This is a genomic window from Halopolyspora algeriensis (genome assembly GCF_003337235.1).
GTDB classification, from domain to species: domain Bacteria; phylum Actinomycetota; class Actinomycetes; order Mycobacteriales; family Pseudonocardiaceae; genus Haloactinomyces; species Haloactinomyces algeriensis.
This window is the reverse complement of sequence record NZ_QPJC01000001.1, coordinates 374,544-395,600: the sequence shown is the minus strand read 5'-3', so window position 1 is coordinate 395,600 and position 21,057 is coordinate 374,544. Positions and strand designations below refer to the sequence as shown.

Sequence of the window (21,057 nt, the reverse complement as noted above, 5' to 3'; positions counted from 1 at the left end):
GCGCGGTCCTTCGGGGCGTGGGACTGTGAAGGCGACCGGCGCGCGTGAGTCGCCTTTCGTGGCGTGACTCGTGGGGCTTTTTCGGCCGCCGGTCGCTTTGTTCTCGACAGTGGGCGCACACCGGTACCGCTCGCGCCGATGGCGTATTCGGTCGTCGTCGGCCGGGTACCGGGCCGGGCGCCGCCGGTGACTCGTCGAAAGGAGTTGCGCACATGGCCGACGATTCCCAGGATCTGATCAAGGTCCGCGAGGTGACCGATATCCATTCCAACTGGAGCGAGCACGGCAGCGGTGAGCCGGGCAAGTTCTCGTTCCAGCTCATTCTCGACGACGGTGCCGAGGAGGCGGTCATCCGGCCGTCGGCGAAATCCGCCAAGGTCCTCGTCGGCGAATTCACGGCCGGAAAGAGTTTCTACTACGACACCGACCGCGAGGTGCTCCTCCTGCGTGACTTGGAGTAGCTCGGCAGGGCGCTGCCCGGCCCGCAGCGCCCTGCGAGGCCCCCCTCGTCTCCGAAGCAGGCGGGAAGCGGGCCCGCCGCTGCCGACGCGGCCCGCTTCCCGCACTCGAGGTCACGCCTGCAGGTCGACGGTGACCTTGATGTCCTCGCCCTCCTGTTCCAGGGCATCGGTCCAGCGCTCCAGCGGGACCTGTCGTGAGAGCAAGCGGCGCAGCCAACCGTGGTCGGCGGCGGCCAGCGTCTGCACGGCCTGCCGGTAGTGTCCCAGGTTGGCGTTGACGCTGCCCACGACCACGTCGTTGTCCATCACCAGTTCGTCGTTGATCGCGCCTGCGGGCACCGAAAGCGTCCGGTGCTGCCCGGAGATGCCGGTCAGCACGGTGATCGCGTTGCGCGCGGTGCGCCGCAGCACGTCGAACACGACACTGCCTGCCCCTGTCGCCTCGATCACGAGGTCCGGTTCGAAGTCCAGATCATCCAGCGAGGTGTGATACCGCGCCCCCAGGTCGCGCACGAGCTCCGGTTTGGGGCCCTCGGTCACCCGGTCCAGCACGTGCACCTCCAGTCCCCGCTGGATGCCGATCAGCGCGGCCAGCAGTCCGATCGCGCCCGCTCCCGTGACCAGGACCCGCTGGGGTGCGAAGTAGGTGCGCTTGCCGATCACCTCGGCCTGTTCCCAAGCCTTGGCCACGATCGAGGTCGGCTCGGTCAGCACTCCCAGCTCGGCGAGGTCGGCATCGACCGGGATGGCGAATCGCGGCTCGATGGTCCAGCGTTGCGAGCCGAACCCGTCGAGTTCCTTGATGCCGCGCTCGGTGAACCGGCCGTTGAGGCAGAAATCCCACTGGCCGGCCGCGCACGCAGGACACGGTTCCGGGTCGGGGCGCCGTACCACTCCCACGACGTAGTCGCCCTCGTGGAAGCCGCTGATCGCCGGGGCATGCAGGACCCGCCCCAGCGATTCGTGGAACAGCACCATGCGGTCCTGCCCGGGCGGGAGTGCGTTGTGGGACTGCTCGATGACGCCCCGGTCGGTGCCACACATCCCGACGAGCAGGCCCTCGACGAGCAGTTCACCCGGTTGGGGTGTCGGGTCGGGCAGCTCGGTGACGGTCGAGAGTTCGGGCTTGCCCGGAACGACGGTCGCGGCTTTCACACCAGCCCCCCTTCGTGGCGTTGGCTGTGTTCGGTCCGAGTGTGCCCGCCGTAGAGCATCGCCGCCGAGTTGACCAGGCCGAGATGAGTGAAGGCCTGCGGGAAGTTGCCCGTGAAGTGCCCATTGGGGATGTCGTATTCCTCGGCGTAGAGCCCCACGTCGTTGGACAGTTCGAGCAGCTTGTCGAACATCTGCTCGGCCTCCTGACGTCTGCCGCACAGCACCAGCGCGTCGACCATCCAGAACGAGCAGGCCAGGAAGGACCCTTCACGGCCGGTGAGCCCGTCGACGGAGTGGGTTTCCCTACCGGTGGTGTAGCGGTCGATGAACACGTCGTGCTGCAGACCCTGCTCCACCGCGCGGACGGTGTTGCGGACCCGCTCGTCGTCCCCGGGAAGGAAACCCACCGCCGGGATCAGCAGCGTGGCCGCATCCAGCATGGTCCCGCCGTAATACTGGGTGAACGTCCCGAGCCGCTCGTTGTAGCCGTGCTCCAGCACCTCGGCGTGCACGGTGTCGCGCAGTTCCCGCCAGCGCTCGACCGGTCCCGGCAGGTCGTGCTCCTCGACGGCGCGTACGGCGCGGTCGAACGCGACCCAGATCATCACACGCGAGTGCGTGAAGTGCCGGGCCGGTCCGCGCACCTCCCACAGCCCCTTGTCGGGTTCCTGCCAGATCGTCTCCAGGTAGTTGAGCATCTTGCTCTGCATCTCCCAGGAGGCCTGGCTTTCGGTCATCCCGTGCTCCCGTGCGATGTGCAGCGCGTCCATGACCTCGCCGAACATGTCGAGCTGGCGCTGATTGAAAGCCGCGTTGCCGACCCGGACCGGTTTCGCGCCCAGGTAGCCGGGCAACCAGTCCGGTTCCCACTCCAGCAGGTGCCGCTCTCCCCGAACGCCGTACATGATCTGCGTGTCGGCCGGGTCCCCTGCCACCGCCCGGATCAGCCAGCGCCGCCAGGCCAAGGCCTCGTCGGAGCAGCCGAAGTTGTCCAGCGCCAGCAGCACCAGTGTCGCGTCGCGGATCCAGCAGTAGCGGTAGTCCCAGTTGCGATTGCCTTCCAGCGATTCCGGCAACGACGTCGTCGGGGCGGCGATGATGCCGCCGCTCGGTGCGTAGGTCAGGGCTTTGAGCGTGGCCAGTGAGCGGAAGAGCGCTTCCTTGTGCGGGCCGTGGTAGGTGATGTGCTTGGTCCAGTCGTGCCAGAAGTCCTCGCTGTCCTGGGTCTCCTGCACCGGGTCCATCGGAGGGGGAAGGTTCTCGTGATCGGGCGCCCACTGCAGCACCCAGGAGTACCAGTCCCCCTCGTGGACCGTGAGCGTCATTTCGTGAGCTCGCTCGTCCTCCTTGCCCCGGGGCAGTCGGTCTCCTCGGAGCACCACCGTGTGCGGTCCGGCGATGGCAAGCAGGTACTCGTCCGGGACGGGGTGCTCTTCCCGGATGTGGCGCAGCCAGGGAATGGAGTGGCCGTAGGCGAACCGCATGACCCAGCGCATGCGGACCTCGACCTCTCCGGAGACACCTTCGAGCAGCCGAACCACACAGGGTTCGTCCTCCTGGTTCTTCTCGTGCGGCGGCATGCTGTCGACCAGGCGGACGACACCGTCCGCGGTGTGGAACTCGGTTTCCAGAACCAGTGAGTTCTCCCGGTATTGCCGTCGCACATGCTGAATCGGCGAGGTCGGGATGATCTGCCAGTGCCCGTGATGGTCGTTGCCGAGCAGCCGGGTGAAGCAGGACGGCGAGTCGAATCGCGGCAGGCACAGCCAGTCGATCGAGCCGTCCTTGCCGACGAGTGCACTGGTGCGCATGTCCGACAGCAGCGCGTAGTCCTCGATCGGCCCCGGTTCGGTGCGCTCCTGCAGTCCTGGGCCGGTGTGCTCGTGATCGTCACTCACATCGTCGAGGCTATGCACTCTCGGCGGCCACAGCTACCTGGTGGAGTGAAGGTGGTGTGCGATTTCGCGGGGAAACGCAGCCGAGCTCAGCCGCGGGAGGCGGCGGTCTCCATGATCACACTGTGCGGAATCACAGCACGCAGCCCCTCGTCGAGATTCAAACCGAGGTCGAGTCCGTCCAGCAACTCCGGCAGTGCACTACCGGGCACCGTGCGATATCCCGGCCAGCCCTCCGGCACCCGTGCCACCGAGGTGCAGGCGGGTACGAGTCGGCTTCCGTCGGTCATCTCCGCCGCGTAGATCGCGTCGTCGTCGGTCTCCGGCGCATACAGCAGCAGGTCGGAGTCCAGCACGGCCGGCGGCAGGTCCGCTTCCGGCGCTTCTCCGGTGGCGACGCGCTGCAGCACCCGCTCCAACTCGTTGGTCGGTTCCGGCATCGTGATCGACTGTTCCGAGGGCTCGTACTCGTCGTTGTGGTGGAATTCCTCGTCGATCTCGCCCTCGGAGTCGATGCGGTAGGCGCCGACGACGCCTTCCGGGGGGATGTTCTCCCCGGACTCCTGGTAACCCGGGTCGACGATGTAGAGCCAGCTGTCCGGGGTCTGCCGGGCCTGCTCCCGCATCTCCTCGGTGATCGGTGGTCCCGGTGGGCGTTCCGGTTGTTGTGACATGGGGCGAACTCCGTTCGGTGTCGACATCAATGTGGATGTACCCGTTCAGGGTGCCATTTTCGGCCTCGCTCCGGCCGGTTCGGCCTCGCTCCGGCCGGTTCGGCCTCGCTCCGGCCGGACGTCTCGATGCTGCAACGGCTCGGTGCCGGTTGTCGCTCTGCGGATGCCGATACCGGAGCGGTGGGGGCAGACTGGGGACTCGGGGAGAGTCGGCGGGTGGGGAGGTGATCGACATGGTCGGTCAGCGAGAAGCACTGCGACTGTTCGGATGTGGGGCGTTCGATCCGTGGGGCCATCGACTCGGCATCGTCGGGCAGATCTTTTTGGACGCCGAGACCGAGCAACCGGCGTGGATCGTGGTGCAGAGCGGATTGTTCGGCACGAACGAGAGGTTCGTCCCCCTGGAGGGGGCGGCGTTCGACGGGGACACGCTGACTGTCGCGGTGCACCGGGAGGCCGTGCGCCGGGCTCCGCACGTCCCCCTGGACCAGGGGGACCTGCCGCTGGAAGAGGTACAGGCGCTGTACCGGCACTACGGCATCGAACCCGGGGGCGGCCCTGCGGAGATCCGTGATGGGGAGTCCGGGACGGGATCGAAGTACGCCGATTCATTTCTGCTGCGCCTGCGCAGGCGGGTCGCTGCGACCTGAGTGCCTGTCTTTGATCTGGTTCTTTCGCTCGGGTGATCAGCCTGAGCAGGGTGACCCGCTCCGGCGTATTCGATCGGAATGCCCGCAGGTGGGCATCAGCAAGGCAGCTGGCCACGTGGCGGAGAAGTGGCTACTCGATGTGGCCTGCAACGCCGCAAGGCGCCGCCTGAGACGACGGTTCAGGCACCACCTGACCAAGTTCCAAGACGGGCTCTGTCTGAGGGACGGAGGAGGGCGCGGTTCTTGGCCGTGCTGGGCGAGCGTCGGACGTTCCCGACGAACGTCCCGCAGGAGAGTTCCCACGAAAGTGGGTTCCGGAGTCCTCGCGCATTGGCTACTTTCCGTTCCGCGGGCGTGCGGTGCTCGTCCGCGTGCCTTCAGGGAGGTGTGCCGCGTTGTCCGCTGACACGGAAGTGGCCGAAGCAACTCGGTCGGCAGCACAGTCGGTGGAGTCCCGGGGGACGCCCGCCGGGGTCGACGTGCTCGGGCAACCCCGGCGGGGGCGGGACACAACCCGGCATGCACTTGCCTCCGTCGCCCGCGTCGCCCGGACACAGGCAGGCGAGAACGATCTGCTGCAGATCGTGCACGGGGCCGAGCGAGTGGGTCGGGTCGCCTACAAGTTGCAGCGCAACGCCTCGGTCATGGTGCGCGGGGTGGTCAAACCACCCTATGCCGCCACCGACTCGCTGGACTCCCTCGAGTGCTTCAAGCTCTCCGAAGGCGTCGGGTATCGGGTGCTCTACGACCGTTCGGCGCTGGCCCGACCACCGCAGCTCGACGTCACCTCCCGGCTGGTCTCGTTCGGTGAGCAGGCACGGGTGGTCCATGCGGCGCCCACCAAGCTGCTGGTGGTCGACGACATGGTGGCACTGCTGCCTCTGATCGCCGACGAGCAGTCCGTGGACAGCGCCGTGGTGATCCGCAGTTCGGCGATGCTGACCGCCGTGCTGCGGATCTTCGACGATCTGTGGCGATTCGCGGCGCCGTTGCGTTCGGAACCGGAAGCGCTTCAGGGCGATGTCGCCCCGTCCGAGGAGGAACGCTGGATCCTGTCACTGCTGGCCTCGGGGGCAACCGACGCCACGATCGGCAGAATGATGGGGTTCAGTGCCCGTACGGCACACCGCCGGGTGCGCGAGTTGATCACCCGTATGGGAGTGGAGACCCGTTTCCAGGCAGGGGTGCAAGCAGCCAAACTCGGCTGGCTGTGAACACGAGTGCATGGGCTGATGTGCATAGTGGGTCCGGTGGCGGAACCTCCGGCGTCGCCTCGCTGCTGGATCCGGAACATCGAGCAGTTACCACGCCACGTTCCGGCTGTCCTCGCGAGGCTGTGCGGCGAGAACCCGCGGCGGTACCGGCTGCCTGGAGGGTGGGAAAGCGCTGGTGCCGCTCACCCGGCAATGAGGGTGTGGGGAGTGCCTGCTCATGCGGCGCGACTCGTAGGCTGCGGCCATGCCTTCCCGCCGTTCCGTGGACCCGCGTGAATTTCGCGAATCCGTCGCGGTGGTGTTGCCGTGGCTGGACGGTGCTGCTTCGGAACCGTCGCGAGGCGAGCTTGCGGTGGCCGTGCGGCTGAGCCTGCGAACCCTGGAACAGCTCGCACCGGGCCGCAGCGTCGAGGTGCGTGTGCCACCGATGGCTGCCGTGCAGTGTGTCGGCGGGCCGCAGCACACCCGAGGGACACCACCGAACGTCGTGGAGACCGACTCGCGCACCTGGCTGCTCCTGGTCGCAGGGAGGCTGAGCTGGGCCGAGGCGTTGGATGAGGGCAGGGTCGAGGCCTCGGGATCCCGTGCGGACCTGTCGCCCTGGTTGCCCCTGCTCGGGCTCCCGTGACCGGCCGGCGGCCGTGCTGTGCCGCGACGACCTCGGCCTCCGCCGAGCACCGCGGTGATGGCTTCACCGGCGGGTGAGAGTTGTCCCACCGGTGCAGGCGGCGGTTTCCCGCGGAACGCCGTTTATACTGAGGTGTAACTTGAGACTCCGTCCTCAGGGAGTTTTCGGTGGTCACCGACCCGTCTGATCCGGGAAATACCGATGCGGCCGCTCCGGCCGATCCGACCGAGCAGGACACACCCCGTGAAGAATGCGGTGTTTTCGGTGTGTGGGCACCCGGCGAGGAAGTCGCCAAACTGACCTTCTACGGCCTGTTCGCGCTGCAGCACCGAGGTCAGGAAGCCGCGGGCATCTCCGTCGGCGACGGCTCGCAGGTGCTGGTCTACAAGGATCTCGGCCTGGTCAGCCAGGTCTTCGACGAGCAGGTCCTGGCCTCACTGCGCGGCGGTGTCGCCGTCGGTCACACCCGCTACTCCACCACCGGCGGGGGGACGTGGGAGAACGCGCAGCCGACCTTTCGCACCACGGCACAGGGCAGCGGCCTGGCGCTCGGCCACAACGGCAACCTGGTCAACACCGCCGAGTTGCGGGATCGAGTGGTGGCCGAAGGCGCCGATGTCGTGTCGACGAACACCTCCTCGCCCGCCAACGGGTGCGACAGCGCCACCACCGACTCCGACCTGGTGTGTGCGCTGCTGGCCACACACGCCGTGGACAAGGGCATCGAACAGGCGGCGCTGGAGCTGCTGCCCACCCTGCGCGGCGCGTATTCGATGGTCTTCTCCGACGAGTCCACCCTCTACGCCGCGCGGGACCCGTACGGGGTGCGCCCGCTGGTGCTCGGCCGTCTCGAACGCGGCTGGGTGGTGGCCAGCGAAACCGCCGCGCTGGACATCGTCGGCGCGTCCTTCGTCCGGGAAATCGAGCCGGGGGAACTGCTCGCGATCGATTCCGCGGGGCTGCGCTCGGCGCGTTTCGCGAACCCGACTCCGAAGGGCTGCATCTTCGAGTACGTCTACCTCGCCCGCCCCGACACGACCATCGCGGGCCGATCGGTGCACAGCACGCGGGTGGACATCGGGCGCAGGCTGGCCGCCGAGTATCCCGCCGAGGCGGACCTGGTGATCCCGGTACCGGAGTCGGGGACTCCCGCCGCCATCGGCTACGCCCAGGAATCCGGCATCTCCTACGGCAACGGCCTGGTCAAGAACGCCTACGTGGGCCGCACCTTCATCGAGCCCTCCCAGACCATCCGCCAGCTCGGCATCAGGTTGAAGCTGAATCCGCTGCGCGAGGTCATCCGGGGCAAGCGCCTGGTCGTGGTCGACGATTCCATCGTGCGCGGCAACACCCAGCGCGCACTGGTGCGGATGTTGCGCGAGGCGGGAGCGCTGGAGGTGCACGTACGGATCGCTTCCCCGCCGGTGCGCTGGCCGTGCTACTACGGCATCGATTTCGCCTCGCGTGCGGAGTTGATCGCCAATGGTCTCGACATGGACGGGGTGCGGCGTTCGATCGGTGCCGACTCGCTCGGTTACATCTCGCTCGACAGCCTGATCGCCGCCTCCGAGCAGCCCCGCAACAGGGTGTGCGCGGCTTGTTTCGACGGCGAGTACCCGATTCCGGTTCCGGAGGAGGACCGGCTCGGCAAGTACGTGCTCGAAGACCCGGGCGAGGGCGCCGAGAGCGCCGCCGCAGGTCCCGCCGAAACCGTTCTGCCCAGCGGGTACGGTGCCGAGGATGCTGTCGGCCGCCCCTGAGACCCGTCGTGACGTCCCGCCGGGCGAAGTCGGTCTCCAGTCCTGCTCGTCATTCCAATGATCCCTCCGCCCGCGTACTGTGGTTCGCGCCACATGCACACAGGAGTACGGATCGCCATCCTCGCATCAGATGTGGAGTCAGTCGTGTCCGAAGACCTGCTTGCAGGGTCGAGTGCCAATACCGACCAGACCGAGCAGTCACCGTCGACCTATGCCGATACCGGGGTCAGTATCGAGGCGGGCGACGAAGCCGTGGACCGGATGCGCCCGTGGGCGCAGCGGGCCACCCGGCCGGAGGTGCTCGGCTCACTCGGGGGGTTCGCCGGGTTGTTCCAGCTCAAGCTGGACCGGTGGTCGGAGCCCGTGCTCGCCTCGTCCACCGACGGGGTGGGCACCAAGCTCGCGATCGCTCAGGCGCTCGATGTGCACGACACGGTGGGCATCGACCTGGTGGCCATGGTTGTCGACGACCTCGTGGTCTGTGGCGCGGAGCCACTGTTCCTGCAGGACTACATCGCCACCGGCCAGGTCGCCCCGGAACGGGTCTCCGACCTGGTCAAGGGAATCTCCGAGGGGTGCGTGCAGGCGGGATGCGCCCTGCTGGGCGGGGAGACCGCCGAGCATCCGGGAATGATGGCCTCGGACGAGTACGACATCTCGGCCACCGGAGTCGGCGTGGTCGAGGCGGACGCGATGCTCGGCCCGGAGAAGGTCCGCCCCGGTGACGTCGTGATCGGCATGGGGTCCACCGGCCTGCACTCCAATGGCTACTCGCTTGCGCGGCACGTGCTGCTGGACGTCGCACGGATGCCGCTGTCCGGGCATGTCGAGGAATTCGGCCGCACGCTCGGTGAGGAACTGCTGGAACCCACGCGGGTCTACGCCAAGGACTGCCTGGCCCTGGCCGCCGAAACCGAGGTGCGCACGTTCGCACACGTCACCGGCGGTGGGCTGGCGGGAAACCTGGAACGCGTCATCCCGCAGGGCCTCACGGCCGTGCTCGACCGCGCCACCTGGACACCGGCCCCGGTGTTCCGGCTGATCGCCCAGCGTGGCCGCGTCGAGGCCGCCGAGATGGAACGCACCTTCAACATGGGTATCGGCATGGTCGCGGTGGTCACCGCCGAGGATGTCGACCGCGCCCTGGCGGTGCTCACGGCTCGTCATGTTCCCGCGTGGGTGCTGGGCGAAGTCGCCAAGCAGCCCACGGTGGCCGAAGCCGGGGAAGACCAGCGTGTCGTCCTCCACGGGGACCATCCGAGGTTCTGAGTGCCTCGAATATTGCGGGCACCCGGGACTTCCCGGTTTCGGTGCCGATGAATACGAGTGGCACGGCCGGTTTCCCGGCCGTGCCACTCTGCATTGTTCGAGTATCCGGTACGCGACCCGCAGGTACGTACCACTGTCTCACGCCCTGTCCGGGCGCCGCGGTGACCGTGTAGCTCGTCAACTCACCCGCTGACTTCGCCGGGTTTGGCACAGCGCCACCGGTGGCACAGATGACCGAGTGAGCTTCTCGGTTGCGCTCACTCGGTCACCCGTCACTCACCGTCGGTGGTCGTCGTACCCGTCGTCGTCGTATGGGTCGTCGCGGTCCTGTTCATACCACTCTCCCTTGACATCGGAGGAGAGCTCGCGCTCCAGAGCCTCGACGTCCATGCTGGGGGAGTTGTACTTAAGCTCGCGGGCCACCTTCGTCTGCTTGGCCTTAGCCCGGCCGCGCCCCATGGCTCGACCCCCTCGCGCAGGTTGCGGGGCGGCCAGGGGAATGGCGGCCCCGCATGATCTCGACAACTTTTCCTGTAACTACCGTACCGTGCCGATGCGGTTCTATGCGACGTGGTAGCGATAGTGGTCGAACATGCCGTGGGTGACGTTGACCCCATATCCTCTCGTGCGCGCCGTGAGGTGGCGTTTGCGCACGCGGCCGACCCGTGGCACGGGTAGCGCGGCCCACATTCCGCGAGCATGGGACCATGCTCGCTGTGCCTGAGCCGTTCGTCGCCTACATGAGGGTGTACGAACCCTTGCCGTCTTTCGAATCCCCCGTACGTGAGCAGTTGGCCGAGGCACTGGACCGAGGCCCGGTCGACCCGCTCGAAGTGGGGACTCGTGAGCAGAACTTGTGGTTGCGTACACAGGTGTCCACACGTCCGCATCTGCTCCCCGGCGAGGCAGCCGGAGGAGGCTCCCAGCAGCAGGAAGAGGTCCTCGCTCTGCGTTCGGAGGACGTGCCCACCGGGCCCGCGTCCTCCGTCGGCCCGGACCCGCTCGTCTGCCCGCTCGACCTGCGTGGCCGCTCGGCGGCGGCACTGGTCGGGTTCATCGGGGCCGCCGAGGTGCCGTTGCGTACCGCGGCACTGACCCTGCCGGAGGAGACCGCGAAGTCCCGCGCCTCGGCGGTGGTCAGTGAGCTCTCCCACAGCGCGGTCCATGTGCTCTCGTCGACCTGGACCGTGCCACTGCCGTGGTTCGCCGTGGTCGACCCGGAACAGCGCCGGATCCAGGCGGACTCCGCCGGGCGCGTCGAGCGGGTGTTCTGGAGGGCTCCGATGGCCGACGCACGCCGCCGCGTGGCCCGGGCGCACACGGTCACGCGGGAGTCGCTGGGAGAGGAAGGACCGCCCAGGATCCTCCGGGAAACGGCACGCTGGCTGGAGCGGTTCCACCCGCACTCGGCGGTGGAGCTCGACTACGGTGGCCTGGTGCAGATGCTCTCCGACGAGGACCTGGAAGCCGACACCTCGGCCGAGGACGTGCACGCGATCGTGGATGCGATGGAAGAGGGCCGCACCACCGAGGTCGGGGAGCGATACGAGGCTCTGCGGGAGTTCTGGTCAGAGTGCGCCGCCCACGAGCGCTACAACTGAGTACCTCGCCGTGCGGAGTCCGTTCGTGCGGTGACCTGTGCAGATGGTGGGTGTGTCCCCGGTGGGATCAGCCGAAGGCGCCGGGGAGCAGCCGTACCGTGCCGACGGGCTTGCCGCCGCCGAGCAGCGGCTCCTCGGCCAGCGCGGTGAGCCACTCGTCGTCCACGCCTCCGGCGTTGCCCGGCCCGAAGGCGCGGAGAGCACCGACCGCGACCGGTACCCGTGCCCGTGCCGCGCCGTCGGAAATCTTGATCGCCACCGCGTGCCCGTCCGGCAATGCCATCGCGAGGACGCCTTCGGCTCCCGACTTCGACAGCAGCCCGGGCACCGCCTGCATCAGCCGGGTGTCCTCGCGTTCGGTGCCTGCGACCAGCCACGGGTGGGCACGCATGGCATCGGCCACCCGTCGTTGCGGGGATCCGCTCGGGACGAGATTCGCGAACGAGCGCGCGAGCCCGGTCAGCGAGATCGACAGCAGCGGAGCACCGCAGCCGTCGACACCGGTTGCCACGATCGGCTCCCCGGCGAGTTCGGCGATCGTATTGTGCAGGGTGACCTGCAACGGGTGCTTCGGGTCGAGGTAGTCCTCGACGGCCCACCCGCGCTGCACGCAGGTCGCCAGCATCGCGGCATGCTTGCCGGAGCAGTTCATCGTGATGCGCTGCTTGCCGGACCGCTCGGCGGCCCGTTCGTCCCGCTCGGTTTCCCGCAGCGGCCAGTCCGTCGGGCACTGCAGGGCAGCCTCGGTCAGACCGTGGCGCTGCAGGAGATCGCGGATGCGCAGCAGATGTGCCGGTTCACCGCTGTGGGAGGCGGCCGCCACCGCCAGGTCCGCGTCCTCGGGCAGGTCGAGCCCCGCCCGCAGCATTCCGGCGGCCTGGGCGGGTTTGTTCGACGACCGCGGATACATCGGGGTGGTCACGTCTCCGGCGGAGTAGCGCACGGAACCGTCCGGGCCGAGCACGACCACCGAGCCGTGATGCACGCCCTCGCGAAGGCCGTTGCGAACCAGTTCCACCAGCGGAATCGGACTCGTCGGGATGGTCACTGCCGCTCTCGCTCCGCAGCCAGCAACTCGTCGACGGAGGCGTTGCCTTCCCGGTAGCGGCGTGCGATCTCCGCATCGAGCCGGTCCATCACCGCCTGCACCTCACGGCGCCGCTGCGACACCGAGTCTTCCTCAGCGGTGTACGCGCGCAGCGCGTCCTGCAGTGTGGCAGCGGACAGCGACATCACGTCGGAGAGGTCGACGTCGGACACGAGCGCCTCCGCATACCTGCGATGCGCTTCGGCGCGAGAGGGTTCGGTCGTCTGGTAGCGGCCCGAACCGGCCGCGGGACCGACCGCGTTGTCGGACAGGATCGCCACCAACTCCTCCACGACGCTCGCGGAACCGTTCTCGGCGCGCCTGCGCTGCTCGGCAAGGACGATGTCGATGCGAGCGTGCAGAATCCGGCGCAGATACGACAGGTCGGTCTCCTCCTGCCGTGCCTCGTCCCGCAGTTGTCGCACCTCGTCGAGTTCGCAGTGCTCGATCTCACTGGTGTAATCCGGGGACAGGACCCTGTCGATACGGCGGCGTCCACCCGGGCGGACTTCGATCACACTTCCATCTTCGTGCACGTTGGGGGGCCTCGCCAAGCCTCTCGTCGGTCTTTCGGAAGGAATTTGTGCCCTGTGCCTTGCCCGGGTGCTCCCGAGGACGGGCCCCGTTGCCGGGGGCACCCGCACCGAGGGAACAAGACCCGGGCGGGCTTGTTGTGCCTACGTGAGGCCGAGAGCCTCGCGTGCTTGCGCGGGTGGCAGGGGCGGGCGCTGGGCGATCTTGGCCACACCCGCGGCTCGGGCGGCCAACTGGGTGTTGTCCCGCACCTCGACACCGTCGGAGTACGCCAGCGTGTCGGCCATCCCGACGCGGACATGGCCTCCCGCGGCGATCGTGGCGAGCATGATCGGCAGGCTCGTCTCCCCCACGCCGGTGGCCGAGAAGGTCGCGCCCTGCGGCAGCTCGGCCAGTGCCGCGGACAGGGTGCCGATATCGCCGGGCATCCCGTTCGAGCCGCCGAAGATGAGGACCGCATGCACGGGGTCCTCACCCTGCAGATGCCGCAACGTGGCCAGGTGACTGAGGTCGCGCGCCTCGTAATGCACCTCCAGGCCGCGCGTACGGGCGCCTGCACGCAGGTCGGCGACGAAGTCACCCGGTGCGTCGAGCGGGCAGGTGAGCACGTCGGCACCGGAGTCGAGCAGCGTCTCCAGTGCCTCGGAGCGGGCGTAGGCGGCGACTCGCACGATCAGGCCGGTACGAGCGTGTACGGCGGCCACGACATCCGGCAGGGCGGTGTCGTGGCGCGGCTGCAGGTCGAGCACGGCCGCGCCGACCCGCTCGCAGTCCGCTGCCGCGCCGGCCACTTCCTCGGCGCTGACCGGCAGGCCCGCCACTTCGGACTTGGCGTGCGCGCCGGTCGGAGCGACCGTGATGACGGTGCCCGCGTGCGAGCCGAACCGCGCTGCGGATGTGCTGGACGGCGCTGTCATGCCCCGCATCCTGGCACACCCGATCGTGGCTACCTGAGTGAGTGCCAACGCCGCAAGGCGCCAAATGAGGCACCGGTTCAGCAACCACCTACGCAGGTCCTCAAAACACTCCTAGTGCCCGCGAACGCGTTGCGCGGCAATCCTGCCCGGCGGCTCGCCGGTGTCCGGCGGCACCGAGTCGGGATCCACCGAGGCCGCGACGGCGCGCTCCTGCTCGGAATCCCCGGCGATGAGGTCGACGTCGACCGGGGCGCTGCGCTTGAGCAGTGCCAGGGCCACCGGGCCCAGCTCGTGATGCAGGACGACACTGCCCACACGCCCGACCTTGCGGTCGCCGTGCCACACGGGGTCGCCGGTTTCGGGCCGGACCTCGACCGATCCGTCCAGGTGCAGCAGGATCATCCGGCGTGGCGGTTTGCCCACGTTGTGCACCTTGGCCACGGTCTCCTGACCCCGGTAGCAGCCCTTCGCCACGTGCGCGGCGAGATGGATCCAGCCGAGCTCGTGCGGGATCGCTCGCTCGTCGGTGTCGAACCCGACCCGGGGACGCAGCGCCTCCACCCGCAGTGCCTCGTAGGCCAGCGTGCCCGCCGGGCGTGCTCCGCTGTCGGTCAGCAGTTTCCACCAGTCGACCAGGGAAGCACGCGGCACCAGCAGGTCGGCGGTGAACAGGCCGCGGAACGGCAGGTACCGGACGATGCCGCCGCCGGGCAATCCGGCCACACCGTAGGGCTCCGCCGGGATGCCGGACACGCCCGCCTTCTCCAGGGCCGCCGCGGCTTCGGGACCGGCGACGGTGAGCACGGCGAGGTCGCCGGTGGCGTCCCGAACCTCCACCTTCGACCAGAAACGCATGGCATCGAGGTACTCCAGCAGGGACTGCCTGCCGTCGGTGCCCATGCTCGGCAGGGCGCTGGTGGCCTGCGCACCCGCATCGGTGTCCAGGTAGACGGTGCCGCCGTGATGCGCCAGGAGCATGTGGCTGTCGATGCGCCCCTGGCTGTCCAATACCAGCGCCTCGGTGCCGCGATCCTCACCGAGCTCGGTCAGATGCTGCGAGAGCACGAGGTGCAGCCAGCTCAGCCGTTCGTCGCCCGTCACCGCGATCACGTCGCGGTGCGAGCGGTCCACGACCACTGCCGACCGGGTCGCCGAACGTTGCTCGGAAAACGGGTCGCCGAAGTGCCACGGCACCCCGGCATCCGCGGAATCCTCCGGTGCGGCGACCGCTCCTGGTAGCTCGAGCAGTGGTGAGTTCATGTCGGCTCCTTGCCGTCTGCGGTGGCAGGCGGATCGGCAGTGCCCGCGTCGGTCTCGCGGCAGTCCCGGCAGGTACCGGACAGCGCGAGATGGCTGGCATCGAGCGCGAAACCGCGCTGCTCGTCGAGTGATCGGGCGAGACCGTCGAGCATTTCGCAGGGGACCTCGTCGATCCCGCCGCATCGATGGCACACCAGGTGTACGTGCTCGTGCTCTTCCACGGAGTACGTGGGGGCGCCGTGCCCGAGGTGGGTGTGGCGCACCAGACCCAGCTCCTCCAGAAGATCCAGGGCACGGTAGACGGTCGTGATGTTGACGGTGGGCGCTGTGTGCTGGATTCGGCGACACACCTGCTCCGGGGTGGCGTGGTCCATCTCCCGCACCGCATCCAGCACCAGCTGTCGCTGCGGAGTCATCCGCATGCCACGTCTGTGCAGGGTGCTGCGCAGCGCCGTCTGATCAGTCCGCGCCGGATTGCTCACTGCCTGCTCCTGTGCTCGCTCGACCCGGGTGGGGACCCTTCGGATGCCTGCCTGCTCGGCCCCTTCGATCGTAGGACGTCACAGGGCCGGTCGGTGCGGCGCGGTAGTACCGGAGGCGGCTTGCGGCGGTGCGCATCCGCGCACTCTAGGCTGCGGGTATGCGCGTACTGGCTCTGCTCGACGGGACCCTGGCCGATCCGGACACGCCACTGCTGCACGCCGACGATCTGGGTGTTCAGCGTGGCGACGGTGTTTTCGAAACGGTCCTGGTCGTCGACGGTCATGCCCGCGAGTTGGTCCCCCACCTCGACCGCCTCGAGCGGTCTGCTCACCTGATGGACCTGTCCCTGCCCGGGCGGGCGAGCTGGCAACGCGCGGTGGACGCGGTGATCGGCGCCTGGCCGTGGGGAACCGACCCCGAGATGGTGCTCAAGCTCGTCTGCACGCGCGGTGTGGAGGGGCGTGACGACGCACCCACCGGTTTCGCGATGGGTCGGCAGATGTCGAGTGAGATACTGCGCAAACGCGCGAACGGGGTTTCGGCGATCACGCTCGAACGTGGCCACGCCCCCGACCTGAAGGACCGCGCTCCCTGGCTGCTGCTGTCGGCGAAGACGCTGTCGTATGCGGTGAACATGGCCGCTCTGCGGGAGGCCGAGCGGCGCGGTGCGGACGAGGTGGTTTTCACCGCCACCGATGGGTCGGTGCTGGAGGGGCCGACGTCCAACGTCGTGCTCGCACGCGGAAACACCCTGCTGACCACACCACCTGCTTCGGGAGTTCTGCCCGGGACCACCCAGGGCGCCTTGTTCCGCGCCGCCGAGCGGGCCGGGTGGCGGACCCGGGTGGAACCGTTCCCGGCCACCGAGCTGTTCCACGCCGACGGTGTGTGGCTGGCTTCCAGCATCCGGCTGGTCACCCAGGTGCACACTCTCGACGGAGCTCAGCTGAAAGCCGACGCCGATCTGCATGCCGAGATCACCGGGCTTTACGAGTCGCAGTACTGAGAGGCTGCGTGGTGCGACACGGCCGCCTGCTGAGCCGTGTCGGTCCCACCTGCTTGATCGTGATGTGCCTGCTCGGAGCAGCGAGGTGACGCCGGAGGTTCCGCCACAGGCACCGGCGCGCAAACCAACCCGGTCGATCTCCTTATCCGACCACGCGCTCCAGCTTCGCCGACAGGCGTGGCTGCATCTCGTGCTCGGAGGTCGCACGCTCTTCCACGTAGGCCAGTGAGCCCTCCACGACGCCGTAGAGGCGGCTCGCTGCGGTCACGTCCTCGGCGGTCGGGGTGCGGAGCACGGCATCGGTCGACAGTTCCCAGGTGGTCTGGTTCTTCGGCTTGCCGAAAAACATCTCCGCGACACCGGTGGAATGCGTGAGCAGCAACTCGATGGTGTCGTCCGGCTGCGGTCGCCACCAGCCGGTCTCACGGAAGGCGGGTTCCACGATCGAACCTCCCGGACCGTCGAGCTTCCATGCGCGACTGGAGTAGGTCAGGAACGGTCGACCATCGTGGGAGAAGGTGACCTCCTGCAGGAAGCGGTACGTCTCGTCCAGGGACGGGTGGTTGGCCTCGCCCTCACCGCGCCACACACCGACCAGCGGCAGCAACGCGAGGCAGGCGCTGTTGAGCTCGGGCCCCATCCGCAGATTGGCGGTGTCGCCGGTCCCCGGCAGATCGTCGAACTCGGGGATGTTGCGTCCCCGGGTCTTCTCGGCACGTTCGGCGGCGGCACGCACCGCCGCGTCACCGCTGCCGGGCTGGGGGCCGCCTTCCGGCTGGTTGGGTGTCGCAGTCATCGCCGTCGAGGTTACCTGCTGGTTCCGTGCCGTCGTCACACGAGCATCAGTCTTGGTGCAGGCGGTAGACCACGTAGAAGGCGAACCAGATGGTGGCCAGGGCTGCGAGGCCGACCAGACTGACCAGACCGTAGTGCAAGAAGTCGATGAGTTCCACGCGCCAAGGATAACCACCGAGGTCGCCGCGTGGGGTGTGGCGTCGGACATGTTCGGGTGGGAGCAGGCAGGCGCAGCGCGCAACGTCGAAAGGGGCCGGCGCCCTCGGGCACCGGCCCCTTCGTGGGAGAAACTACTCCGCTACCGACTGCGCGGATCGGAGCCGACTCCAATCCGCGCAACCTACTTAAGCGACGGCGACATCCACCGGATGTACCCCGGGCCCGGAGGCCGCGACGTCGGACTGGCCGCTGCCGTCGCGATGCAAGGCACGCACGGTCCACGTTCCCTCGCCGGCGTAGAACCGGAAGTCGCCCTCGGCGGAGGAAACCACCTCGGCGGTGAACTCCCCGGACGAATCCAGCAGCCGCACGAACGCGTTGCCGACCGGCTGCTCGCCGGAGCGCACCCTGCCCGCGACGATGACCTGGTCGGTGTCCTCCGAGACAGCGGTCGCCGTCTGCTCGGGTGCTCCGCATCCGCTCATGGTCAGGCCTCCTGCTGCTCGCTCGGGTTTTCGATCGGCACACCCACCAGCGAGCCGTACTCGGTCCACGATCCGTCGTAGTTCTTCACGTTGCTGTGGCCGAGCAGCTCACGCAGCACGAACCAGGTGTGCGAGGAGCGCTCGCCGATCCGGCAGTAGGCGATGGTGTCCTTCGAGTCGTCCAGTCCGGCCTCGCCGTAGATCTTGCGCAGCTCGTCGTCGGACTTGAAGGTGCCGTCCTCGTTGGCGGCCTTGCTCCACGGCACGTTGATCGCCGAGGGGATGTGGCCGCCTCGCTGCGCGGACTCCTGCGGCAGATGCGCCGGAGCCACCAGCTTGCCGGAGAACTCGTCGGGCGAGCGGACGTCGACGAGGTTCTGGTTGTCGATCGCGTCGACGACCTCGTCGCGGAAAGCACGGATCGACCGATCCGGCTCCTGGGCCACGTACTTCGTCGCCGAGCGGCTCGGCTCTTCCTTGGTCAGCTCCCGACCGTCGAGCTCCCACTTCTTGCGGCCACCGTCGAGCAGCCGGACATCGGAATGTCCGTAGAGCTTGAAGTACCAGTAGGCGTAGGCGGCGAACCAGTTGTTGTTGCCGCCGTAGAGGATCACCGTGTCGTCGTTGCCGATGCCCTTGGCCGACAGCAGTTCGCTGAAGCCGGTCCGGTCGACGAAGTCGCGACGCACGTGATCCTGCAGTTCGTTGCGCCAGTCCAGCTTGACGGCCCCCGGGATGTGACCGTTGTCGTAGGCGGTGGTGTCCTCGTCCACCTCGGCGAACACCACACCATCGGTGTTGAGGTTCTGTTCGGCCCAGTCGGTGGAGACCAGGACCTCGTCACGGCTCATCGTGCGACTCCTTCTCGTGTGTTCTCGGATCTCGGTGTCATCGGATGCCGGATGCGGCGGGAGCGAACCGCCGGATCACCAGATACATCCGGCAACCGAGGCAGAAACCGAAAGCGGCGTTGAGCAGGGCGGCGACCAGCGCGAAAGCATTGGCCACGACGCCCAGCGCGGTCCATTCGGCCGCGTATCCCACCGTGGCCACCAGCGCGAAGACGAATCCGACCCCCTGGGAGAAGCGCACCGGAGCGGGAGCCTCCTGCTCCCCTTCGGGGACCGGTGCCAACCGAGGCTGCACCGCCCGCTGGTAAACGTGGCCCCACGGGTTCAGTTTGAGCCCGATGAAGGCGCACAGCGCGAACAGTGCGGTCTGTGCGGCCAGGATACGCCAACTCCCCGTGATCAGGCCCAAAGCGAGAATCACACTGGTGATCCAGGCGGTGAAGCGGATGCCCCGAGGGTCGAGTGTTGCGGCGGACATGAGGATGCTCCTGACCATCAGCTCAATCGGATTGGGCTGCCGAGTCCGTCAGGCGGTGAAGTGTGCGCCTCGCGAGGGTGTGACCGTGCGCGCGTCCGGCATGGGTCTACCGCCGTTGGTCAGTGCCTGCGACACAGGCTGCTGCCCACACGGCACAGGTCCACAGCGCGCCTTCGGGTCAGCAGTACATGCACGTCACGCAGAATAGCGTCCGGGACTGCTCGTCGGAAAGATCGTTCACTGTGTGGGATGACGAAGTGGCCGCCGGAACACCCACCTGCTCTCGGTCCGAGTCGGATGCCGGATGTGGAGCTTTCGGCGGGTTCAGCTCACATGGGGCCGGAGCGCCTCGGAGAGTTCACCTTGTCGGGGGACGCCGCTGAAGCGGAAAAGCTCACGACCGGCGGCGTCGAGCGCCAGCGTGGTGGGGGTGGTGTGCACGCCCAGCGGTGTCGACCACTCGGGATGGTGGGTGAGGTCCACTTCGATGTGCTGCACCCCGTCGGTGTGTCCGGCGAAGTGCGTCAGCAGGGAGCGCGTGTGGCGGCACGGTGCGCAGAAGGTGGTGGACAGTTGCAGCAATGTCACCCGCGTCGCCTCGTCGGCTTCCTCGGTGAGGCGCTTGCGGAGTCCTTCGGGAAGCTGATCGGTCACTGATTCCTCAACGTCGGCGGTAGCGGTCCTGTTCCGCACCCGGATCCGGCCCTGCCGGGCGCGCCAGGCGAAGCCCAGACACAGCGCGGCGGCCACCGTCGCCAACAGGGTCCACCAGCCGGGTGTCACGGGGTGCTCAGTCCCTGGGCGTTGATCGTGACATTTTTCGTGGTCCCCTCGACGACGAGTGCCCCCCGCTCGGCGCGGACGGCCGTCGGGGTCACGGTGAACGGCAGCTTGCCGGGATCGAGGGTGGTGGTGAACCGCTTGAGCACCGACTCCTCGAAGACATCCGGTAGCGGGATCGGGCCGAAGGCGCTGTTGTCGAGTTCCAGTTTGCGTGGAGCGATCCGCAGTTTCCCGTCGACCAGGGACAGGACCGCGATCACCTGCACGTGATTGTCGGTGCCCGCGATGTTGACCGTGCCGTCCAGCTTGATGATCGTGTTGCGCTGGCCCGCCGGATCCCCGGGGGAACTGCCGGTCTCCCCCGAACTCGCACCCCGGTCGGGATTTTTCGAGGATTGCCGGCCGGTGTCGGTGAGCGCCTTTCTCGAGGCGGGGTTGATGTTCAGGTTCTCGACACCGATGAACCGGCCGATGTCGGAATCCTTCAACCGGATCCGACCGACGAGCTTGTCGACGGTGAGTTTCTCGGCGGTTCCCGCCAGGATCTCGGACGTGGAAACTCGGGCATGATGCAGGTTGGCCTGCACGCCGACCTCGGTAAATTCGCCGACCTGCACGCCCTTCGCCCGGATCTGCACGTTGCGGAAGTCACCTGCGATGGCCTGGGTGAGAAACGGGAATCCGTTGATCCGCACGGCAGGGGCCTTGGCCAGGTCGAGCTGGGTCCGCATCTTCTGCGACACCTGGTACTCGGCGACGGCCGCAGCACCGAAGTCCGCCGCGACCAGCAGGCCGAGCATGATCACGAGAGTGATGGCGAGCTTTTTCACCGGGAAGGTCCGTTTCACCGACAAGGGGTCCGTTCTTCGCGGGGATGGCCGGCTCGCCGAGCGCTCCGGGTGAGCGGCGATC

24 protein-coding genes are annotated in these 21,057 nt (G+C 68.0%); 8 read left to right on the top strand and 16 right to left on the bottom strand.

Going from position 1 to position 21,057, the window contains the following annotated elements:
• Window positions 1-212 precede the first annotated feature (212 nt).
• On the top strand, window positions 213-461 hold the full coding sequence (locus DFQ14_RS02000; protein WP_114451265.1) for a hypothetical protein: 249 nt from the start codon (window positions 213-215) through the stop codon (window positions 459-461).
• Window positions 462-572: 111 nt separating this feature from the next.
• Here DFQ14_RS02000 and DFQ14_RS01995 read toward each other — a convergent pair whose 3' ends face one another.
• From DFQ14_RS01995 to DFQ14_RS01985, 3 genes are all read right to left on the bottom strand, one after another.
• Complete coding sequence (locus tag DFQ14_RS01995) at window positions 573-1,616, bottom strand: glucose 1-dehydrogenase (protein ID WP_114451264.1); 1,044 nt, start codon at window positions 1,614-1,616, stop codon at window positions 573-575.
• The gene (locus DFQ14_RS01990) at window positions 1,613-3,514 is read right to left on the bottom strand and encodes a glycoside hydrolase family 15 protein (protein ID WP_257233544.1); all 1,902 of its coding nucleotides are present in this window, start codon (window positions 3,512-3,514) and stop codon (window positions 1,613-1,615) included. The genes DFQ14_RS01995 and DFQ14_RS01990 overlap by 4 nt, the downstream gene beginning before the upstream one ends.
• An 86-nt stretch (window positions 3,515-3,600) precedes the next feature.
• Window positions 3,601-4,185, bottom strand: a complete 585-nt coding sequence (locus DFQ14_RS01985; protein ID WP_114451262.1) for a type VII secretion system-associated protein — start codon at window positions 4,183-4,185, stop codon at window positions 3,601-3,603.
• A 233-nt stretch (window positions 4,186-4,418) separates the two neighbouring features.
• Here DFQ14_RS01985 and DFQ14_RS01980 point away from each other — a divergent pair, with 233 nt between their 5' ends.
• The 5 genes from DFQ14_RS01980 to purM all read left to right on the top strand — a co-directional run bounded on the left by DFQ14_RS01980 (window position 4,419) and on the right by purM (window position 9,706).
• Window positions 4,419-4,835: a PRC-barrel domain containing protein gene (locus tag DFQ14_RS01980; RefSeq protein ID WP_114451541.1), complete on the top strand. Its 417-nt coding sequence runs from the start codon at window positions 4,419-4,421 to the stop codon at window positions 4,833-4,835.
• A 395-nt stretch (window positions 4,836-5,230) separates the two neighbouring features.
• Window positions 5,231-6,049 (top strand): helix-turn-helix transcriptional regulator, encoded by an 819-nt coding sequence (locus tag DFQ14_RS01975; protein ID WP_179951461.1) that lies wholly within the window; start codon window positions 5,231-5,233, stop codon window positions 6,047-6,049.
• 244 nt (window positions 6,050-6,293) lie between these two features.
• Complete coding sequence (locus tag DFQ14_RS01970) at window positions 6,294-6,677, top strand: sterol carrier family protein (RefSeq protein WP_114451261.1); 384 nt, start codon at window positions 6,294-6,296, stop codon at window positions 6,675-6,677.
• Window positions 6,678-6,844: 167 nt separating this feature from the next.
• Window positions 6,845-8,437 carry an amidophosphoribosyltransferase gene (gene purF / locus DFQ14_RS01965; protein ID WP_114451260.1) on the top strand — a complete coding sequence of 531 codons (1,593 nt, stop codon included), beginning with the start codon at window positions 6,845-6,847 and terminating at the stop codon, window positions 8,435-8,437.
• Window positions 8,438-8,581: 144 nt separating this feature from the next.
• Entirely contained in the window at window positions 8,582-9,706 is a 1,125-nt protein-coding gene (gene purM, locus DFQ14_RS01960; protein WP_114451259.1) for a phosphoribosylformylglycinamidine cyclo-ligase, read from the top strand.
• A 276-nt stretch (window positions 9,707-9,982) separates the two neighbouring features.
• On the opposite strand, the gene DFQ14_RS01955 is transcribed toward purM, so the two are convergent.
• Window positions 9,983-10,165: a DUF3073 domain-containing protein gene (locus DFQ14_RS01955; RefSeq protein ID WP_114451258.1), complete on the bottom strand. Its 183-nt coding sequence runs from the start codon at window positions 10,163-10,165 to the stop codon at window positions 9,983-9,985.
• Window positions 10,166-10,422: 257 nt separating this feature from the next.
• Between DFQ14_RS01955 and DFQ14_RS01950 the strand changes: the two genes are divergently transcribed.
• Entirely contained in the window at window positions 10,423-11,307 is an 885-nt protein-coding gene (locus tag DFQ14_RS01950) for a DUF8083 family protein (protein WP_114451540.1), read from the top strand.
• Window positions 11,308-11,374: 67 nt separating this feature from the next.
• Here DFQ14_RS01950 and DFQ14_RS01945 read toward each other — a convergent pair whose 3' ends face one another.
• The 5 genes from DFQ14_RS01945 to DFQ14_RS01925 form a co-directional block, all read right to left on the bottom strand.
• Entirely contained in the window at window positions 11,375-12,355 is a 981-nt protein-coding gene (locus tag DFQ14_RS01945) for an asparaginase (RefSeq protein ID WP_114451257.1), read from the bottom strand.
• A complete protein-coding gene (locus DFQ14_RS01940) occupies window positions 12,352-12,912 on the bottom strand; it encodes an RsiG family protein (protein ID WP_114451256.1) in 561 nt (186 codons plus the stop codon). The genes DFQ14_RS01945 and DFQ14_RS01940 overlap by 4 nt, the downstream gene beginning before the upstream one ends.
• A 159-nt stretch (window positions 12,913-13,071) precedes the next feature.
• Window positions 13,072-13,845: a beta-keto acid cleavage family enzyme gene (locus tag DFQ14_RS01935; protein ID WP_114451255.1), complete on the bottom strand. Its 774-nt coding sequence runs from the start codon at window positions 13,843-13,845 to the stop codon at window positions 13,072-13,074.
• Between the two features lie 111 nt (window positions 13,846-13,956).
• A complete protein-coding gene (gene ygfZ / locus DFQ14_RS01930) occupies window positions 13,957-15,105 on the bottom strand; it encodes a CAF17-like 4Fe-4S cluster assembly/insertion protein YgfZ (protein WP_114451254.1) in 1,149 nt (382 codons plus the stop codon).
• Entirely contained in the window at window positions 15,102-15,527 is a 426-nt protein-coding gene (locus DFQ14_RS01925; RefSeq protein WP_114451539.1) for a Fur family transcriptional regulator, read from the bottom strand. Before DFQ14_RS01925 ends, ygfZ begins: the two co-directional genes overlap by 4 nt.
• 218 nt (window positions 15,528-15,745) lie before the next feature.
• Between DFQ14_RS01925 and DFQ14_RS01920 the strand changes: the two genes are divergently transcribed.
• The gene (locus DFQ14_RS01920) at window positions 15,746-16,594 is read left to right on the top strand and encodes an aminodeoxychorismate lyase (protein ID WP_114451253.1); all 849 of its coding nucleotides are present in this window, start codon (window positions 15,746-15,748) and stop codon (window positions 16,592-16,594) included.
• 142 nt (window positions 16,595-16,736) lie between these two features.
• Here the strand turns inward: DFQ14_RS01920 and DFQ14_RS01915 are convergent, their stop codons facing one another.
• From DFQ14_RS01915 to DFQ14_RS01890, 7 genes are all read right to left on the bottom strand, one after another.
• Window positions 16,737-17,390, bottom strand: a complete 654-nt coding sequence (locus DFQ14_RS01915; protein ID WP_114451252.1) for a heme-binding beta-barrel domain-containing protein — start codon at window positions 17,388-17,390, stop codon at window positions 16,737-16,739.
• A 343-nt stretch (window positions 17,391-17,733) separates the two neighbouring features.
• On the bottom strand, window positions 17,734-18,033 hold the full coding sequence (locus DFQ14_RS01910) for a DUF1416 domain-containing protein (RefSeq protein ID WP_114451251.1): 300 nt from the start codon (window positions 18,031-18,033) through the stop codon (window positions 17,734-17,736).
• 2 nt (window positions 18,034-18,035) lie between these two features.
• The gene (locus tag DFQ14_RS01905) at window positions 18,036-18,884 is read right to left on the bottom strand and encodes a sulfurtransferase (protein WP_114451250.1); all 849 of its coding nucleotides are present in this window, start codon (window positions 18,882-18,884) and stop codon (window positions 18,036-18,038) included.
• Between the two features lie 37 nt (window positions 18,885-18,921).
• Window positions 18,922-19,362, bottom strand: a complete 441-nt coding sequence (locus tag DFQ14_RS01900; protein WP_114451249.1) for a DUF4395 domain-containing protein — start codon at window positions 19,360-19,362, stop codon at window positions 18,922-18,924.
• A gap of 119 nt (window positions 19,363-19,481) precedes the next feature.
• Entirely contained in the window at window positions 19,482-19,556 is a 75-nt protein-coding gene (locus DFQ14_RS22590; RefSeq protein WP_420810127.1) for a putative leader peptide, read from the bottom strand.
• 130 nt (window positions 19,557-19,686) lie between these two features.
• Window positions 19,687-20,145 (bottom strand): thioredoxin family protein, encoded by a 459-nt coding sequence (locus DFQ14_RS01895; RefSeq protein ID WP_114451248.1) that lies wholly within the window; start codon window positions 20,143-20,145, stop codon window positions 19,687-19,689.
• Entirely contained in the window at window positions 20,142-20,993 is an 852-nt protein-coding gene (locus tag DFQ14_RS01890) for an LmeA family phospholipid-binding protein (protein ID WP_246195744.1), read from the bottom strand. The genes DFQ14_RS01895 and DFQ14_RS01890 overlap by 4 nt, the downstream gene beginning before the upstream one ends.
• Window positions 20,994-21,057: the final 64 nt, after the last annotated feature.

Excerpts from the sequence above, each read along its gene's own strand:
- DFQ14_RS01935 (WP_114451255.1), bottom strand. The coding sequence starts at position 13,845 with ATGACAGCGCCGTCCAGCACATCCGCAGCGCGGTTCGGCTCGCACGCG.
- DFQ14_RS01920 (WP_114451253.1), top strand. The coding sequence starts at position 15,746 with ATGCGCGTACTGGCTCTGCTCGACGGGACCCTGGCCGATCCGGACACG.
- DFQ14_RS01980 (WP_114451541.1), top strand. The coding sequence starts at position 4,419 with ATGGTCGGTCAGCGAGAAGCACTGCGACTGTTCGGATGTGGGGCGTTC.
- DFQ14_RS01905 (WP_114451250.1), bottom strand. The coding sequence starts at position 18,884 with ATGAGCCGTGACGAGGTCCTGGTCTCCACCGACTGGGCCGAACAGAAC.
- DFQ14_RS01925 (WP_114451539.1), bottom strand. The coding sequence starts at position 15,527 with ATGCGGATGACTCCGCAGCGACAGCTGGTGCTGGATGCGGTGCGGGAG.
- DFQ14_RS01970 (WP_114451261.1), top strand. The coding sequence starts at position 6,294 with ATGCCTTCCCGCCGTTCCGTGGACCCGCGTGAATTTCGCGAATCCGTC.
- DFQ14_RS01900 (WP_114451249.1), bottom strand. The coding sequence starts at position 19,362 with ATGTCCGCCGCAACACTCGACCCTCGGGGCATCCGCTTCACCGCCTGG.
- DFQ14_RS01985 (WP_114451262.1), bottom strand. The coding sequence starts at position 4,185 with ATGTCACAACAACCGGAACGCCCACCGGGACCACCGATCACCGAGGAG.
- DFQ14_RS01955 (WP_114451258.1), bottom strand. The coding sequence starts at position 10,165 with ATGGGGCGCGGCCGGGCTAAGGCCAAGCAGACGAAGGTGGCCCGCGAG.
- ygfZ (WP_114451254.1), bottom strand. The coding sequence starts at position 15,105 with ATGAACTCACCACTGCTCGAGCTACCAGGAGCGGTCGCCGCACCGGAG.
- DFQ14_RS02000 (WP_114451265.1), top strand. The coding sequence starts at position 213 with ATGGCCGACGATTCCCAGGATCTGATCAAGGTCCGCGAGGTGACCGAT.
- DFQ14_RS01915 (WP_114451252.1), bottom strand. The coding sequence starts at position 17,390 with ATGACTGCGACACCCAACCAGCCGGAAGGCGGCCCCCAGCCCGGCAGC.
- DFQ14_RS01910 (WP_114451251.1), bottom strand. The coding sequence starts at position 18,033 with ATGAGCGGATGCGGAGCACCCGAGCAGACGGCGACCGCTGTCTCGGAG.